The organism is Mesorhizobium sp. M4B.F.Ca.ET.214.01.1.1, from assembly GCF_004791545.1.
GTDB lineage: Bacteria > Pseudomonadota > Alphaproteobacteria > Rhizobiales > Rhizobiaceae > Mesorhizobium > Mesorhizobium abyssinicae.
Genome location: NZ_SRUX01000001.1, coordinates 277,688 through 292,934, shown reverse-complemented (window position 1 = coordinate 292,934; position 15,247 = coordinate 277,688). Strand labels below are relative to the sequence as shown.

Annotated in this window: 12 protein-coding genes and 1 tRNA gene; 6 read left to right on the top strand and 7 right to left on the bottom strand. The window is 65.0% G+C overall.

The genetic code is table 11. From position 1 onward, the window contains the following. The first annotated feature begins 4 nt into the window (after positions 1 to 4). Positions 5 to 2,158, top strand: coding sequence for an indolepyruvate ferredoxin oxidoreductase subunit alpha (locus EN857_RS01350; protein WP_135857702.1), 2,154 nt, complete (start codon positions 5 to 7; stop codon positions 2,156 to 2,158). Beyond that, positions 2,151 to 3,722 (top strand): indolepyruvate oxidoreductase subunit beta family protein, encoded by a 1,572-nt coding sequence (locus EN857_RS01345; protein ID WP_135857699.1) that lies wholly within the window; start codon positions 2,151 to 2,153, stop codon positions 3,720 to 3,722. The genes EN857_RS01350 and EN857_RS01345 overlap by 8 nt, the downstream gene beginning before the upstream one ends. A 117-nt stretch (positions 3,723 to 3,839) precedes the next feature. On the opposite strand, the gene EN857_RS01340 is transcribed toward EN857_RS01345, so the two are convergent. Further along, complete coding sequence (locus EN857_RS01340) at positions 3,840 to 4,799, bottom strand: phosphatase PAP2 family protein (protein WP_187331359.1); 960 nt, start codon at positions 4,797 to 4,799, stop codon at positions 3,840 to 3,842. 302 nt (positions 4,800 to 5,101) lie between these two features. Here EN857_RS01340 and EN857_RS34570 point away from each other — a divergent pair, with 302 nt between their 5' ends. After that, the gene (locus EN857_RS34570; RefSeq protein ID WP_187331360.1) at positions 5,102 to 5,263 is read left to right on the top strand and encodes a hypothetical protein; all 162 of its coding nucleotides are present in this window, start codon (positions 5,102 to 5,104) and stop codon (positions 5,261 to 5,263) included. A gap of 37 nt (positions 5,264 to 5,300) precedes the next feature. Here EN857_RS34570 and EN857_RS01335 read toward each other — a convergent pair whose 3' ends face one another. The 3 genes from EN857_RS01335 to EN857_RS01325 all read right to left on the bottom strand — a co-directional run bounded on the left by EN857_RS01335 (position 5,301) and on the right by EN857_RS01325 (position 8,374). Next, on the bottom strand, positions 5,301 to 5,747 hold the full coding sequence (locus tag EN857_RS01335; protein WP_135857694.1) for a pyridoxamine 5'-phosphate oxidase family protein: 447 nt from the start codon (positions 5,745 to 5,747) through the stop codon (positions 5,301 to 5,303). Between the two features lie 366 nt (positions 5,748 to 6,113). Next, on the bottom strand, positions 6,114 to 7,946 hold the full coding sequence (locus EN857_RS01330) for an adenylate/guanylate cyclase domain-containing protein (protein WP_245511247.1): 1,833 nt from the start codon (positions 7,944 to 7,946) through the stop codon (positions 6,114 to 6,116). A gap of 352 nt (positions 7,947 to 8,298) precedes the next feature. Continuing rightward, positions 8,299 to 8,374: transfer RNA gene (locus tag EN857_RS01325), tRNA-Thr, on the bottom strand. A 353-nt stretch (positions 8,375 to 8,727) separates the two neighbouring features. Here EN857_RS01325 and EN857_RS01320 point away from each other — a divergent pair. Next, the gene (locus EN857_RS01320; RefSeq protein WP_135857692.1) at positions 8,728 to 9,909 is read left to right on the top strand and encodes a hypothetical protein; all 1,182 of its coding nucleotides are present in this window, start codon (positions 8,728 to 8,730) and stop codon (positions 9,907 to 9,909) included. Between the two features lie 11 nt (positions 9,910 to 9,920). On the opposite strand, the gene EN857_RS01315 is transcribed toward EN857_RS01320, so the two are convergent. Both EN857_RS01315 and EN857_RS01305 read right to left on the bottom strand, forming a co-directional pair. Continuing rightward, the gene (locus EN857_RS01315; protein ID WP_135857690.1) at positions 9,921 to 11,519 is read right to left on the bottom strand and encodes a cisplatin damage response ATP-dependent DNA ligase; all 1,599 of its coding nucleotides are present in this window, start codon (positions 11,517 to 11,519) and stop codon (positions 9,921 to 9,923) included. A 238-nt stretch (positions 11,520 to 11,757) separates the two neighbouring features. Continuing rightward, positions 11,758 to 12,768 carry a ligase-associated DNA damage response exonuclease gene (locus tag EN857_RS01305; protein WP_127286551.1) on the bottom strand — a complete coding sequence of 337 codons (1,011 nt, stop codon included), beginning with the start codon at positions 12,766 to 12,768 and terminating at the stop codon, positions 11,758 to 11,760. A gap of 106 nt (positions 12,769 to 12,874) precedes the next feature. Here EN857_RS01305 and EN857_RS01300 point away from each other — a divergent pair, with 106 nt between their 5' ends. Next, the gene (locus EN857_RS01300) at positions 12,875 to 13,807 is read left to right on the top strand and encodes a methyltransferase domain-containing protein (protein ID WP_135857688.1); all 933 of its coding nucleotides are present in this window, start codon (positions 12,875 to 12,877) and stop codon (positions 13,805 to 13,807) included. Positions 13,808 to 13,889: 82 nt separating this feature from the next. Further along, positions 13,890 to 14,264, top strand: coding sequence for a hypothetical protein (locus tag EN857_RS01295; protein WP_127286553.1), 375 nt, complete (start codon positions 13,890 to 13,892; stop codon positions 14,262 to 14,264). A 4-nt stretch (positions 14,265 to 14,268) separates the two neighbouring features. Here EN857_RS01295 and EN857_RS01290 read toward each other — a convergent pair whose 3' ends face one another. Beyond that, the gene (locus EN857_RS01290; protein ID WP_128275637.1) at positions 14,269 to 15,210 is read right to left on the bottom strand and encodes a glyoxylate/hydroxypyruvate reductase A; all 942 of its coding nucleotides are present in this window, start codon (positions 15,208 to 15,210) and stop codon (positions 14,269 to 14,271) included. Between the last annotated feature and the right edge of the window lie 37 nt (positions 15,211 to 15,247).

The following is a 15,247-nucleotide window of genomic DNA, read 5'->3' as shown; positions in this document are numbered from 1 at the left end:
CACCATGGCCGAACGGTCTTTTGCCAAGGAAGTCGAGAAGCTCCGGCTCGGTGCCGGCCAGGAGTTCGCCGGCGAAGGCATTCTCGCCATCACCAAGGCGCTGCTGCAATGCGGCGTGGGCTATGTCGGCGGCTATCAGGGCGCGCCGATCAGCCATTTGATGGACGTGCTCGCCGACGCGCAGGACATTCTCGGAGAACTCGGCGTGCATTTCGAGGCGAGTGCCTCGGAAGCCACCGCCACTGCGATGCTTGCCGCCTCCGTGCATTACCCGATCCGCGGTGCCGCCACCTTCAAGTCGACGGTCGGCACCAATGTCGCTTCCGATGCGCTGGCCAATCTGGCGTCCGGCGGCGTCACCGGCGGCGCGCTGATCATCGTCGGCGAGGACTATGGCGAGGGCTCCTCCATTATGCAGGAGCGCAGCCACGCCTTCGCCATGAAGAGCCAGGTCTGGCTGCTCGATCCGCGCCCGAACCTGCCCTCGATCGTCAAGGCGGTCGAGGACGGCTTCGAGCTGTCGGAAGCCTCCAACACGCCGGTCATGCTGCAGGTGCGCATCCGCTGCTGCCACGTCCACGGCCATTTTGTCGCCAAGGACAACAAGCGGCCGCCAATGTCGGTGGCCGATGCGCTGGAAGCGCCGCGCCGCGACACCGGCCGCATCGTGCTGCCGCCCGCCTCCTTCCTGCATGAGAAGGAGAAGGTGGCGAAGCGCTGGCCGGCGGCGGTCGATTTCATCAGGAGCCGCAAGATCAACGAGATCTTCGGCTCCGATCATGGCTCGGTCGGCATCGTCATGCAGGGCGGTATGTACAATTCGGTCATCCGCGCGCTGCAGCGGCTCGGCCTCGCCGACACCTATGGCGACACCGACGTGTCGCTCTATGTGCTGAACGCCGTCTATCCGCTGGTCGACGACGAGTTCCTCGCTTTCTGCGAGGGCAAGCAAGCGGTGCTGGTCGTCGAGGAAGGCCAGCCCAACTACATCGAACAGGCTTTTGCCGCCATGCTGCACAAGGCCGGCCGCGGCACCAGGCTGGTGGGCAAGGAGCATTTGCCGATGGCCGGCGAATATACCGGCCAGGTCATGCTCGACGGCATCGGCTCCTTCCTGCGGGCGCATGCTCCGCATCTGCTGCCGGGCGAGGTGAGGGCGCCGAACAAATCGGGCGAAGGCGTCGACACCGCCGACCTGATCAACGTCGTCCCCGGCCGCCCGCCTGGCTTCTGCATCGGCTGCCCGGAACGGCCGATCTTCGCCGCGACCAAGCTGGTCGAGCAGGAGCTCGGCAAGCACCACATCGCCTCCGACATCGGCTGCCATTTGTTCTCGATCATGCCGCCCTTCGAGCTCGGCGCCACCACTATGGGCTACGGGCTGGGGCCGGCCTCGGCGTCAGCGTTCAATTCGCCTGATGCAAAACGCCGCTCGATCTCCTTCGTCGGCGACGGCGGCTTCTGGCACAACGGCCTGACCTCCTCGATCGGCAATGCGGTGTTCAACAAGAACGACGGCGTCATCGTCATCGTCGACAATTTCTACTCGGCCGCCACCGGCGGGCAGGACATCCTGTCCTCGCGCGCCTCGAACCGCACCAAATCCACAAAACATCCGATCACCGAGGCGGTGAAGGGCATGGGCGTGAAATGGCTGCGCCACATCGATCGCACCTATGACGTCGGCAAGATGCAAGCGACGCTGCGCGAGGCGCTGACGACCGAGGAGAAGGGGCCGAAAGTCATCGTCGCCTCCTCCGAATGCATGTTGAACCGCCAGCGCCGCGAGAAGCCGCTGGTCGACAAGGCGATCAAGGGGGGGACAAGGGTCGTCAAACCGAAGTTCGGCGTCGACGAGGACATCTGCACCGGCGACCACGCCTGCATGCGGCTCTCGGGCTGCCCCTCGCTGTCGGTCAAGTCGCTCGACGACCCGCTGCGCGACGATCCGGTGGCATCGATCGACCAGAATTGCGTCGGCTGCGGCAATTGCGGCGAGGTGGCGGACGCCGCCGTGCTCTGCCCGTCCTTCTACCGCGCCGATGTCGTCCACAATCCCGGCCGCTGGGACCGTTTCCTCGAAAGCGCGCGGCGTGCGGTGATCGGGCGCCTGCAGCGCCGCCGCGAAAGCCGCCGGCTGGTGTTTGCCGATGCTTGATCACAACGCAGCGCTGCACCCGAGGACGGGCGCCCATGACGAAGAGCGCGTGATAAAGCTCGCCGTGCTCGCCGTCGGCGGCCAGGGCGGCGGCGTGCTCGCCGACTGGATTACCGACGTCGCCGAGCGCAGTGGCTACATCGCCCAGTCGACCTCGGTGGCAGGCGTCGCCCAGCGCACGGGTGCTACGATCTATTATATCGAGATGGCCCGCGACACCGGCCGGCTGCCCGTCTTCGCGCTGTCGCCTTCGCAGGGCGACGTCGACATATTGATCGCCGCCGAGCTGATGGAAGCCGGCCGCGCCATCATCAGGGGATTCGTGACGCCCGAGCGCACGACTCTGATCGCCTCCTCGCATCGCATCGCCGCGGTGTCGGAAAAGATCGAGCCGGGCGACGGCCGCGCCTCGTCGGAGAGGGTGCACGCGACGGCGCAAGCCGCGGCCAGGCGATTCATCGCCTTCGACATGGACCAGATCGCCGCCGAGAATGGCACCATGATCTCGGCCAGCCTGCTCGGCGCGCTGGCCGGTTCCGATGCGCTGCCCTTTGCGCGGGAGAACTATGAGCAGGCGATCGGCGCCGGCGGCCGCGGCGTCAGAGCCAGCCTCGCCGCCTTCGCCGCCGCTTACGATCGCGCGCGCGGCATCGCGGCTGCACCGGCAGGCGAGCAGGCGGCGACGAAGCCTGCCGCTCCTGAAGCCAGGTCAACGGCGAAGGTCCGTGGACCGGAAATCTTGCTGAAAGGCTGGCAGGAGCTCGCCGCCCGCGTGGGTGCCTTGCCAGAGCCGGTGCGCGACATGGCCGAACGCGGCCTGAAAAAAGTCGTCGACTACCAGGACATCGCCTATGGCGGCGAGTATCTCGACCGGCTGGACAAGGCCGTCGCGCTGGATGGCCCGGAGCACGCCTATGCGCTGTCGATCGCCGCGGCGAAACATCTGGCCAACGCCATGTGCTACGACGACATGATCCGCGTCGCCGACCTCAAGACTCGCTCGACCCGCGACAGGCGCGTGCGCAAGGAGGTCGGCGTCAAGGACGGAACGGTACTGCAGGTCACCGAATATTTCCATCCGCGCATCGAGGAGTTCTGCGGCACGCTGCCAGCCGGGCTGGGCAGCTACATCGAGGACCGGCCGAAGCTTGCCGCTTTCCTCGACCGCCGCATCAACCGCGGCCGCCACATCCGCACCGACAGTTTCACCGGCTTCGCCATGCTGTGGGTCATTGGCGGCCTGCGCCGCTGGCGCCGCCGCCTGCTGCGCCACAGGATGGAGGTCGAGCATCTGGAACGCTGGTACGACCTGGCGCTCGCCCACGCCCGCGAAGATTACGCGCTTGGCACGGAAATCCTGAACTGCCGCCGGCTGATCAAGGGCTACAGCGACACCCACGCCCGCGCCCAGTCGAAATTCGACCGCGTGCTTTCAGCGCTCGATATGCTGAAGGGCCGCGACGATGCCGCCGACTGGATCCGCCGCCTGCGCGAGGCGGCGCTGAAGGACGAGAAGGGCGACATGCTGGATGGCGCGCTGAAGACGGTCGCGACGCTGGGATAGGGGGGACAGCAAGGCTGCAGCCACTCCTTTGGAAATCGTGGATTGCGGCTCGCCAAGACGGCGATGCGGGTTCCAAGGAACGGTTCTTGGCACTTTGGGAGATGGCCAGGGCCGAGATCACGCAGATATGTCGGAGATTGACGGAACGGGTAGAGCGTTGAGGCCTTGCGGGCGCGAGCCAATTGCCGAACGCCTCGGTCGGGTAACGAACGACACCGCTGAAATACAAAACCCGGCGACCCCTATGCCGGCGATGACGTCCACCACGTAGTGGTTCGATACGATGGCGGCGGAAGCTGCCATCAGTATGTTCAGGAGGAGCATGGGGTAGCGGAGCCATTTCGCATCCCACGCGGCCCATGCACAGAGGGCCGCAATGGCGGCGTGGACGGAAGGGAAAGTCATGATCCCTTCGGCTCGCCCAAAATCGAAAACAAAGTTGGAATTTGAATGGATCCCAATCAGTTCATCAAGGAAGACGGTCGCCAGCTTTCCGTCGATGTATTTTAGATTGCTGGGGTCCATATGGTAGACACTGTAGGTGCCTAGCGCTGGGTACCAGATAGAAATGACGCAGGAAACGAAGCAGATGACGGCATACGCAATTGTCATCTGATACGACCGCAGGACATGCCCGGTCGATGCCAACATAAAGGGCAGAATCAGGAGCTGGAAATGGAAGCTTCTGTAGGCGATGTTCAGGACGAATGAGAGATTTTTTCGGCTGTCCACGAAAGCGATCAAGGCTGGCCAGTTGATGCCCAGCGCCTGATCCATCTGCCGCAGCTCTTCGTCGGCCCAAGGCACGTTCGAGCGTGCGGCGAGATAGACCGCGATTGTGATCGGAAAAACGAGCAGCGTCCCGTAAAGAAAATTTTCCAGTGCGGCCCTGAACAGAGGTGCCCTGTTCAGAAGGCTGGCACTCGCCACGATGGCCGCAACGAGCAAAAGAGCTTCAGGGACGCCCAGAACGTTTTCGACTTTCAGGCCGAGCGCTGACGCGAGTGAATAGACGACGACATAGGAAAAAGCCGTCAATCCGCTCAGAATGTACCTTGATGCCGAGATGTCGCTCATGTGTGACTCCATATGGATGTCACTATGAAAGACAATAATTAACATTGAACGCAGAAGTTGTAGTTGTTTGAAACTAGTAACTTGAAGTATCTGCAGCTAAATTAGAGTAATTTAATATTAGATACTAATATGCCAACGGATGTTTGCGAAGATGAAGATTTGTAGTCGACATGCGGTCTGATGGATTCTGGCATTGACCGCTGCGAGCGGGCCAAGACTTTCATAACACTGACGTCGCCAAATACGGCTTGACGCGCCGCGGTGGTACAATTGCGATTGGAGGGGAAACTGGTGCCGCTTGCGTGCCTCGAACACGCGACCTCATCATTAGCGGCCCGGGAAGCGCTAGGCCTCGCGGCGATGCCGCCGACTGGATCCGCCGCCTGCGCGAAGCCGCGCTGAAGGACGAGAAGGGCGACATGCTGGATGGCGCGCTGAAGACGGTGGCGACGCTGGGCGGATAGGCTCCGGAGATGCTCCGGTTGCTGCCGTGGACGCTGGCTATTCAGTTGCCTCCCGTCCCGAGACCTGCTCGACGAGGATCCGGAAAAAGACATGCGGCAGGCTATCTGAAAGAGGAGGCGTGACAGGCTTGAGCGCGCCGGGCTCCCACCAGCCCGCGTGCTTGCTCAGCACTGCCCAGGCATGGTCGCGTTGAACCTTGTGGCCGATCCGGTCCGGCAGTTCCTCATAGCGGCCCTCGACGATCACGCTTTTCCAGCCGCGCCCCTGCGTGTGTTCCTGCACCTGGGCGCACACCAGGGGATTCTCCCGCATCCAGTCGACCTTCTTGCCCAACAGCGAGAAGGCATAGAGGTGGCTGTCGGCATAGGCGTAGTTGAAAGGCACGACATAGGGTTGTCCGTCCTTCGCGCAAGCCAAATGTCCGGTGCGGTTGGCCGCCAGCATTTTCGTGCATTCCAGGGTGGAGAGAGTGCGGATCATCATCTGTGTGACCTCCCTTTTTCAGCCGGCTTCGGCCTCGCGAATTTCTGCCGATCGATCCTTGCCGATATTAGCGCAGGATACGTCCTCGCTCATTGCTATGGATCAAATTCGTTATGGGGCGAATGCCGTGCCAAACCGCACCGATCGGCAGCGCCCGCGTTGGAAACGGCGCGGGCGTTTCGACTGCCGCTTCGGTGATGATCGCAGGTTAGGCGCGAAAAACCGGATCGCTCGGGTCGGCGATGGACATCGCCTATGCACTTGCCTCGCGTCCCGAGACCTTTTCGACAAGGACCCGGACCTGCGGCACGCTGTCTGACTTGCGGGCGTGACGCGCGGGAGAGCGCATCTTTGCAGCCGCGACGATCACTCCGGCACGCCGGCGATGCTCAGCGCCTCGACGTAACGCTCGGCGAACACCTTGTCCAGCCACGGGTTGATCTGTCTCTGCAGGGTGAGCGTGTATGTCGGGAAAGCCTCCATAAGCCGCCGCGCCGCCGCCTGCGCCTCGTGAAGCCGGTTCAGTTTGACCAGCGCCATGATAACCACCCGGTGCGACGAGCCGTAGTTCGGCATCTCGTGCAGCGCGCGTTCTCCCCATGCCAGCGCTTCCTCGTAGCGCTCGAGCATCAGGTAGCTCATGCCGATGCCGGAGAGCGCGATGCCCTTCTCGGGGTCGACCGGGCTCAGCCGCATGGCCCTGTGAAAGTGCTCGATCGCGACGAGCGGGCGGCTGGAATGCGCGTTCACCCAGCCGCAGCCCGTATGGCCCTGCGCCGAATTGGGGTTGAGCAGCAGGGATCGTTCGATCGTGCGCAGCGCCATCTCGTACTCTTTCGCGCTGTAGGCAATCACCTGCGCGGCGAAGCGCAGGCTCGTGGGGTCGTCGCGCGCTTCCGCCAGCACCTCGCGCGCCATGCGCGCGGCGACGCGGGTATCGTCCGGCTCATGCCAGCACTGGCTCACGGACAGACTGCGGATATAGGCGCCGAGTCCCTTCGCCAGGTTGAAGCCGGGGTCGATGCTGAGCGCCTCGTTGGTGAGCCGGCGCACGTCGGCAAAGCCTTCGCGCGTCATGCTGTAGAAGCGCGGCAGCGCGCGAAGGTAGAGGTCGTAGGCGCTTATGTAGTCGGTCGGCTTCATGCGCGCCTGCTTGATCTCCTCCAGCCGGATGCTCGGCTCGACAGCGCCGACGACGCTCTCGGTCACCTTGTCCTGCAGGTCGAAGATGTCGCTCAGGTCGCCCTCGAAACGGTCGGTCCAGATATGGTGTCCGCTGATCGCGTCCACCAACTGCCCACTGATGCGCACCCGCGATCCTGCTCTGCGGATGCTGCCCTCGAGCACGTAGCGGACGCCCAGCTCGCGCCCGACCTGGCGCAGGTCCACCGCCCGGCCCTTGTAGGTGAAGGACGAATTGCGGGCGATCACGAAGAAGGAGTTCACCCGGCTCAATCCGGTGATGATGTCCTCGACCAGCCCGTCGGCGAAGTATTCCTGGTCGGGGTCGCCGCTCATGTTGGTGAAAGGCAGGACAGCGATCGAGGGTCTCTCGGGCAAGGGAGGCGGTGCAGCCACCGCGGCGCTGGCGTCGGTCTCGACGCGGTAGGCGCGCACGGGCCGCTCGATGTTCTTCAGACGCAGCTCGCCGAGCGGCGTGAAGCCGCAGTCGAGCTTGCCCTGAAGGTGGTCGTAGGCGGTGCCCGAGACAACCACGGTACCAGGATCGGCGATGCCTTCGAGGCGGGCGGCGATGTTGACCCCGTCGCCGTAGAGGTCGCCGTCCTCCTCGCAGACCACGTCGCCGAGATTGACGCCGATGCGCAAGTGAATCCGCTCTTCCTCGGCCGTCTCCGCCTCGCGGTCCGCCACGGCCTGCTGGATCGCGATCGCCGCGTTCACTGCGTTGACGACGCTGGCGAACTCGCACAGCATGCCGTCGCCGGTGCGCTTGACGATCCGCCCCCGATGCTCGGAGACCAGTGGTTCGAGGAGATCCTTGCGGTAGATCTTCAGCCGTTCGAGCGTGCCGCGCTCGTCGCGTTCCGTCAGGCGCGAATAGCCGACCACGTCGCAAGCCAGGATCGCCGCGAGGTGACGCTGCGTGGTCGTTGCACCCGTCGGCCAGGCGTCCGCACGCGGACCGCCCCCCGTCCATGTCCTGCCGACTTCCAGACGCGCCGCGCGCATGGTGCTCATCTCTCCCAGTCCTCCGCCCTTCGCCGACGCGGAACGCAGCTTGACCTTGCCTATTCCTGGGACGCTGACGCACCACGCCCAGAAGGCCGGAGATATTTCCCGCTCTGTGTAACCGGCTGACGCCACCGTGCCGGTGCTTTTGTATCGGCCATAGATGCCAGAGATCGCTCAAACCCTCAGCAGCGTCTGCACCGGATGGCTGGGAAAGCTGGCGACGACAGCGGCCAGATTTCAAGATGGAGACACGACCCGACCTGCCAACGAAGTCATCCGAGGTGGATTTTCGGGTGGTTGGAATGCCACCCAGATCCAGTGTATCCTCTTGGAAATAAAGCATTTCGAGCAGAGGAACTGGTGCCGCTTGCGTGACTCGAACACGCGACCCCATCATTACGAATGATGTGCTCTACCAACTGAGCTAAAGCGGCCCGGGAAGCGCTAGGCCTCCAAGATGGGCTGCGTGATAGACTCAACCCGCCGCGAATTCAAGATGGCTTGCGGCGAATTCAAATAAGCAACCGCGAATTCGGGCCGGAACTGGCATTCGCGCCGGCTCCGGGTCTGCCTCAAAGCAGCCGCAGGAGCAATGCGACGCCGGTTCGAAGCACGGCGCCTGCCGGCTGGTGCGGGACCGCTTCGGCGAAATAGGTTGATTTCCTTGAAAAAAACCGCCGAAATCCGGTTTGTCCGGTTGCGCCGCGCAGAATGCGGCCGCCGGCCCGTTGATTGATTGGCCGCCTGCCGCTAACGATCATGGCAGGAATGTGCAGAGGGATTTGGCTTGGACGCGATCGAAAAAGCGATCCGCAACGCCTTCGAGAAGGGCAATGCCGAGGACCGCGTCTTTCGCGAGCGGGTCTATCGCTCGGCCTTTGCCGCGCTCGACCGCGTGCTGCAGGCCAATCCGAACGTGACCGTGGAAATGGCCATCAAGCGCCGCAAGGCGGTGCAGGCCAAGATCGCCGAGATCGAATCGGAGTTCCTGCCGGCGGTCCCCGATGTCGCCGCGCTGGACGAGAGTGACACGGCGGCGGCGGTTGCCCCTGAAATCGCCATGTCGGACGAGACCGCCGCGCCGGCGCCCACTGTGGAACCGCCGACGCAAACCGCTCAGCCGTCGCCGGCGATCGTGGTCGATGGCCCTGTGCAGCCTTCAGCTTCCGATGCGCCACGCTCGCGCGTGCTGCCAGTCGTCCCCGACATCATGCCCGGCGACCTTCCCGATGCGCCGACGCTCGATTCGCCGGCATCCGCCGCAGCGGAAGACGGCGAGGCGGAGGTGGCGCCGGATCGCGACGAGCGGCGGATCAGGGGACGTCGCCTGCCGCTGACGGCGATCTTCCTCGGCGTGACGCTGCTGGCCGCCGCCGGCATCGGGCTCTATTTCGCCAAGCAGACCGGCGTCTTCAAGACCGCGGCCGAACTCGACACCGGCCCGCCCCAGGCGCCGCCGACGGTCGAGGACGACGAGGCGGCCGAGCCGCCCGCCGGGTCGCCGGAAAAACAGGGCGAGGCCGCGCAGCAGCGCGACTGGATCAGTGTCTTCTCACCGGCTGACCCGACCCATGTCGCGGCGCCCGCCGACGCCAAGGCCGAGGTGATGCAGGACGACACCGGCTCGTTCCTGCGCATCCGCTCCGGCGCTTCCGGTTCGGCCATCGCCTTCGACGTCGGCCAGGGCGTGCTGGAAAAGCTCGTCGGCAAGCATGCCATGTTCGACATCGTCGCCCGCTCGGAAGAGGGCAAGGAGACGCAGATCTCAGTCGACTGCAATTTCGGCGAGCTCGGCGATTGCGGCCGCAAGCGCTATGCGGTCGGTCATGAACGCAACGAATATCTGTTCGACGTGCAGTTCCCGGACAAGCAGCCGGGCGCGGCCGGCACCATTGCCATCAACTCCGACTTCGACAAGCAGGGCAAGTCGGTCGACATCTACGAGGTCCGCGTCTCGATCGCGCAGTAGCGTCGGATTTCCTAATCCAGCAGCGCCTGCAGCGTCTCGATGCGGTCCGCCTCGGCCGCCGGCTTGTCCCAGCGCAGCCGTGAAATACGCGGAAAACGCATGGCGACGCCCGATTTGTGCCGGGTCGAGCGGTTGAGCCCCTCGAACGCCACCTCCAGCACCAGGCCGTTGTCGCGGTCGGCGCGAACCGAGCGCACCGGGCCGAAGCGCTCGACAGTGTTGTCGCGGACATATTTGTCGATCTGCTTCAGCTCCTCGTCGGTGAAGCCGAAATAGGCCTTGCCGACCGGCACCAGCTCTTCCGCGCCTTCCGGGCCCGACCAGACGCCGAAGGTGTAATCGGAGTAGAAACTCGAGCGCTTGCCATGGCCGCGCTGCGCATACATCAGCACCGCGTCGACCGTGTGCGGATCGCGCTTCCATTTGAACCACGGCCCCTTCGGCCGTCCGGCGAGATAGGGCGAATCCCAGCGCTTCAGCATCACCCCTTCGATGATCGGATGCGGCGGCGCCTGGCGAAGCTCCTCCAGCGCCTGCCAGTCGGGGAATTCGACCAGCGGCGAGAGGTCGAAGCGGCTTGGATCGAGCGTGCCGATGAAGGCCGCGAGCCGGGCCCGCCTTTCGCGCAAAGGCAGCGCGCGCAAATCCTCGCCGCCAATCAGCAGCGCGTCGTAGCAACGCATGAAGGCCGGATATTGCTGCTGGATTTTCGACGACACGCTCTTGCGGTTCAGCCGCTGCTGCAGGTCGGAAAAGGTACCCGTCGCTTCACGCGGATCGCCGACCAGCAATTCGCCGTCGAGCGCTGCCTCGAAATCCATCGACGCCGCAAGGTCCGGAAAGGCGCCGGAGACGTCGTCGCCGGTGCGCGAATAGAGCCGGCGGATGCCGCCTTCGCACACCGCCTGGACGCGGATGCCGTCCCACTTCCATTCGGCCGCATAGTCGGCCGGATCGAGCTTTTCGAGATCGCCGTCGCCGACCGGATTGGCCAGCATCACCGGACTGAACAGCGCCAGCGCGGTCCGTTCGGGCTTGCCGGCCTTGCCCTCCAGCCAGGCGAACAGCGAGATGTAGGGCGGCGTCAGCCCGTGCCACAGCTCCTCGATTTCGGTGACGTCGACCTGGCCGAGATCGGCCAGCGCCTGCTTGGCAAGCCGCGCCGAAACGCCGATGCGCAGGCCGCCGGTCACCAGCTTGATGATGGCGAAGCGCGCCGAGATGCTGGCGCTGTCGAGCAGCCTCGCCAGCACCTTCGGTCCGTCGGAGCGGCTCGCCGCCTGCAGCTTGCCAACCACCTCGGCCAGCGTCGGCGCGTGGTTCGGGATATTTCCGGGCGCCTGCGGCCAGACCAGCGACACCGTCTCGGCGAGGTCGCCGACATAGTCGTAGGAATAGCCGAACAGCACCGGGTCCATGCGCTCGACCACCAGCGCCCGCAGCATCGCCGGCTTCACCGCCGCGATCGACAGGTCCCCGGTGATCGCTGCCAGCGCCAGCCCGCGGTCCGGGTCTTCGACGCTGCGGAAATAGTCGGTCAGCAGCGTCAGCTTGCCGTTGCGCGACGGCGTCAGCACGAGGCGGTCGAGGAGCTCGGCGAAGCGGTTCATGGCTGGGCGCTCTGCGCAAATTGCGAAAGCTGGCGCGAGGCCCCCCTCTCTGGCCTGCCGGCCATCTCCCCCTCGAGGGGGGAGATCGGATGTCGCGCCGGCTTTCGCCAATCTCCAGCGCCGCGAGGGATGCGTCGGCATCGAAACTGCCAATCTCCCCCCTTGAGGGGGAGATGTCCGGCAGGACAGAGAGGGGGGCCGTAGAGCGCTGCGATGGCGATTGGCAAGCTATGTCCCATCAATCGCCCTCGTCCTCATAGCCCACCAGATGCAGCGGCCGCGCTGCGATGCCTTCCAGCTCGCACCAGCGCACCAGCGCTTCCTCGCGGCCGTGGGTCACCCAGATTTCCGAAGCACCCGTCTCCTTGATCGTGGCGGTCAGCTCGTCCCAGTCGGCATGGTCGGAGATGATCAGCGGCAGTTCGACGCCGCCCTGCTTGGCGCGCTGGCGGATGCGCATCCAGCCCGAGGCGAAGCAGGAGATCGGGTCGGGAAATCGCCGCGCCCAGCGGTCGGCGAAGGCCGCCGGCGGACCGACGACGATGGCGCCCGCGAAATCGTCCTTGCCGCCGCTGTCGACCGTTGCTGGGTCGAGCTGCCCGAGGTCGATGCCCTGGCTCTGGTAATATTCGCTGAGCTTCGCCAGCGCGCCATGGATATAGATCGGCCTGTCGTAGCCGCAGTCGCGCAAGAGCCGCATGACGCGCTGTGCCTTGCCGAGCGCATAGGCGCCGATCAGGTGCGAGCGCTCCGGAAACTGCGCCGCCGATTTCAGCAGCCGGACGATTTCCTCGGTGTCCGGCGGATGGCGGAACACCGGCAGGCCGAACGTCGCCTCGGTGATGAAGATGTCGCAAGGGATCGGCTCGAACGGCTGGCAGGTGGCGTCCTTCTGGCGCTTGTAGTCGCCGGAAGCGACGATGCGCATGCCCCGATGCTCGACTGCGATCTGCGCCGAGCCCAGCACATGGCCCGCCGGATGAAAGCTGACCGACACGCCGTTGAGGTCGATCGTCTCGCCGAGGACGGCGGCCTGCGTGGCCCCGGCAAAATCCTCGCCATAACGCAACGCCATGATGTCGAGCGTCTGCCGGGTCGCGAGCACCGAGCCGTGGCCGGAGCGCGCATGGTCGGAATGGCCGTGCGTGATCAGCGCGCGGGCCACCGGCCGCACCGGGTCGATGAAGAAATCGCCGGGCGGGCAGTAGAGGCCCTCGGGGCGGGGCTTGAGCAGGTCGCTGGCGCGCATGGCTTCAAGATAGTGGCTAAATCCGGCGCGGGAAGCCTGTTGCCAGAGACTGCTGACTCATCCTACAGCCAGTCGCCGGTCCGATCGCCGGTGGGATCCTTGCACCATGAAACCGTTCCAGGCCTCGTCCGGCGACCTGACCGCCGACCGCCGCGCCGACTTCGCCGAGATGCTCGGCGCCTCCGGCGATCCCACTGCTGCGGCGGAGCTGCTGCTCGGCGCGCTCGAGCTGGCGCCGCAATGGTCGGCCGGCTGGTTCCGCCTCGGCGAGATGCAGGAAGCCGCCGGCCAGCCCGAGCAGGCCGCGCAGGCCTGGGCGATGGCGATGCGGCTGGAGCCTGCGGACCGGCTGGGCGCCGCGCTGAAGCTGCAACTAATCGGCAAGGCGCCGGCTGCGGCAGCCCCGCCCAGCGCCTTCGTCGAGACCCTGTTCGACCAGTATGCAGCTACCTTTGAGGAGTCGCTCGTCGGCAAGCTCGGCTACCGGATGCCAGAATTCCTCGATCACGCCATTCGATCGGTCCGGCCGGGCCGCTTCTCTCTGGCGGTCGACCTCGGCTGCGGCACCGGCCTGATGGGCGAAAGGCTGCGGCCGATCGCCGACCGGCTGGAGGGCTGCGACATCTCGGCGGCCATGCTGAAGCAGGCGCGGGCCAAGGGCATTTACGACCGGCTCGTCAAGGCCGACCTGCAGGACTTTGCGTTTGCCGGCCCGAAGGCCGATCTGGTGGTGGCGGCCGACGTGTTCATCTATGTCGGCGCGCTCGAAGGCATTGTGAGCACCGTCGCCGGCATGCTTTCCGAGGATGGATTGTTTGCCTTCTCCGTCGAGACGCTGGCTGATGGAGAACTGGACGGCGGCAACGGTTTCGCGCTGCGCCCGTCCCGCCGCTATGCGCATTCGCAAGGCTACGTGCGGGGCGTTCTGGCCGCCAGCGGCTTTTCGATCTTGTCGCTGGACAGCACGATCGTCCGCCACGACCGCCACGAGCCGATCGATGGCCTCGCCGTGGTGGCGGGGAAATCGTCGACGTCGTGAACCTGCGCCAGGTTCCTGCTGCGAAAAAGCCCGAATCTCGTGTCGGGGTTGTACGGGGCGGACACAGAAAGAGAGGGACACCATGCGCTGGAACATGATGGCCTTGGCCTCGTGCCTGGCAATGGCCGGCTGCGTCGGCGGCACCTCGATGGCGGAACGCCAGGACGAGGACGTTCAGTCCTCGCTGCAATATGACAGCGTGCCGTGCGATCAGCTGATTGCCCAGCGCAATGGGCTGGCCGAGCAAAATCACCTGCCGACGACCGCCAAGACGACCTTCTCCAACCCGGCCATGGGTTTCGGTCCGTTCACGCCCGACATGCGCTCCAAGGCGACGCGCGACAGCGACAGGGCAAGCGGCCAGATCGACGCCATGAACCGGTCGATCGAGCGCCGCGACTGCGGCCAGCCGAAAAAGAAGAACAAGTTCGAACTGCCCGGCTCGAAGCCGTCTTGAGGATTTAGTATCCGGCCTCGCGGTCGACGATATTGTCGAGCTTCTCGCCGCGCTCGTAAGCCGCCATCTGCCGCAGCATGATCGGCACCAGATGCACAGGATCGGAGGTCGCCGCCGCATGCGGCGTCACGAACACCTTCGGATGCGCCCATAGCGGGCTGGTCTTCGGCAACGGCTCGACCTCGAACACGTCGAGGCTCGCCTCCTTCAGCGTGCCGTCCTCCAGCGCGCGCAGGATGTCGGCATCCTTCTGCAGGCGTCCGCGTCCGGCATTGATCAGCACCGAGCCGCCGAGGCCGTTGCGCTTGCGCAGTTCCTTCAGAAGACTGTAGTTGACGATGCCTTGTGTCTGGGCCGTCAGCGGCAGCAGCACCACCAATATGTCGGTGGCGTTGAGGAAAGGGATCAGCCCGACCTCGCCCGCATAGGTGGAAACACCTTTCATCGGCCGCTCCGTCCGCGACCAGCCATTGACCGCGAAGCCCAGCGACAACAGCACCGACGCCGCCGCGCGGCCGAGATTGCCGAGCCCCATGATGCCGACCGAGATGTCGCCGGCCGGCCGCTGCGGCGGTTCGTGCCAGGTCTTCTTCTTCTGCTGCGCTTGATAGAGCATGCCCTGGCGGTGATGGTCGAGCACGCGCCAGACCACATACTCGGTCATGTATTGGGTGAGGTTGTCGGCGACCACCTTGACGATCGGCACGTCGGGCAGGCCGGGATCGGCGAAGATATGGTCGACGCCGGCGCCGATCGAGAAGATGGCGCGCAGATTGGGCAGGGACGAAAGCAGGTTGGCCTTCTGCTTCCACACCACCGCATAGGTAATCGAGGGATCGCTGGCGCCGTCCGGCTCCAGCACCACCTCGCGCTGGGCCGAGAGCAGCTCGCGCCAGCGCTGCGGATGAAAGCCGGTGACGGCAAGCAGGACGCGGCCTTTTTCCATGTGCGGATTTTTCTTCCCTGTCATTTCAGCTTTGGCC

Excerpts from the sequence above, each read along its gene's own strand:
- EN857_RS01345 (WP_135857699.1), top strand. The coding sequence starts at position 2,151 with ATGCTTGATCACAACGCAGCGCTGCACCCGAGGACGGGCGCCCATGAC.
- EN857_RS01350 (WP_135857702.1), top strand. The coding sequence starts at position 5 with ATGGCCGAACGGTCTTTTGCCAAGGAAGTCGAGAAGCTCCGGCTCGGT.
- EN857_RS01290 (WP_128275637.1), bottom strand. The coding sequence starts at position 15,210 with ATGGAAAAAGGCCGCGTCCTGCTTGCCGTCACCGGCTTTCATCCGCAG.
- EN857_RS01300 (WP_135857688.1), top strand. The coding sequence starts at position 12,875 with ATGAAACCGTTCCAGGCCTCGTCCGGCGACCTGACCGCCGACCGCCGC.
- EN857_RS01340 (WP_187331359.1), bottom strand. The coding sequence starts at position 4,799 with ATGAGCGACATCTCGGCATCAAGGTACATTCTGAGCGGATTGACGGCT.
- EN857_RS01295 (WP_127286553.1), top strand. The coding sequence starts at position 13,890 with ATGCGCTGGAACATGATGGCCTTGGCCTCGTGCCTGGCAATGGCCGGC.
- EN857_RS01335 (WP_135857694.1), bottom strand. The coding sequence starts at position 5,747 with ATGATGATCCGCACTCTCTCCACCCTGGAATGCACGAAAATGCTGGCG.
- EN857_RS01330 (WP_245511247.1), bottom strand. The coding sequence starts at position 7,946 with ATGAGCACCATGCGCGCGGCGCGTCTGGAAGTCGGCAGGACATGGACG.
- EN857_RS01315 (WP_135857690.1), bottom strand. The coding sequence starts at position 11,519 with ATGAACCGCTTCGCCGAGCTCCTCGACCGCCTCGTGCTGACGCCGTCG.
- EN857_RS01305 (WP_127286551.1), bottom strand. The coding sequence starts at position 12,768 with ATGCGCGCCAGCGACCTGCTCAAGCCCCGCCCCGAGGGCCTCTACTGC.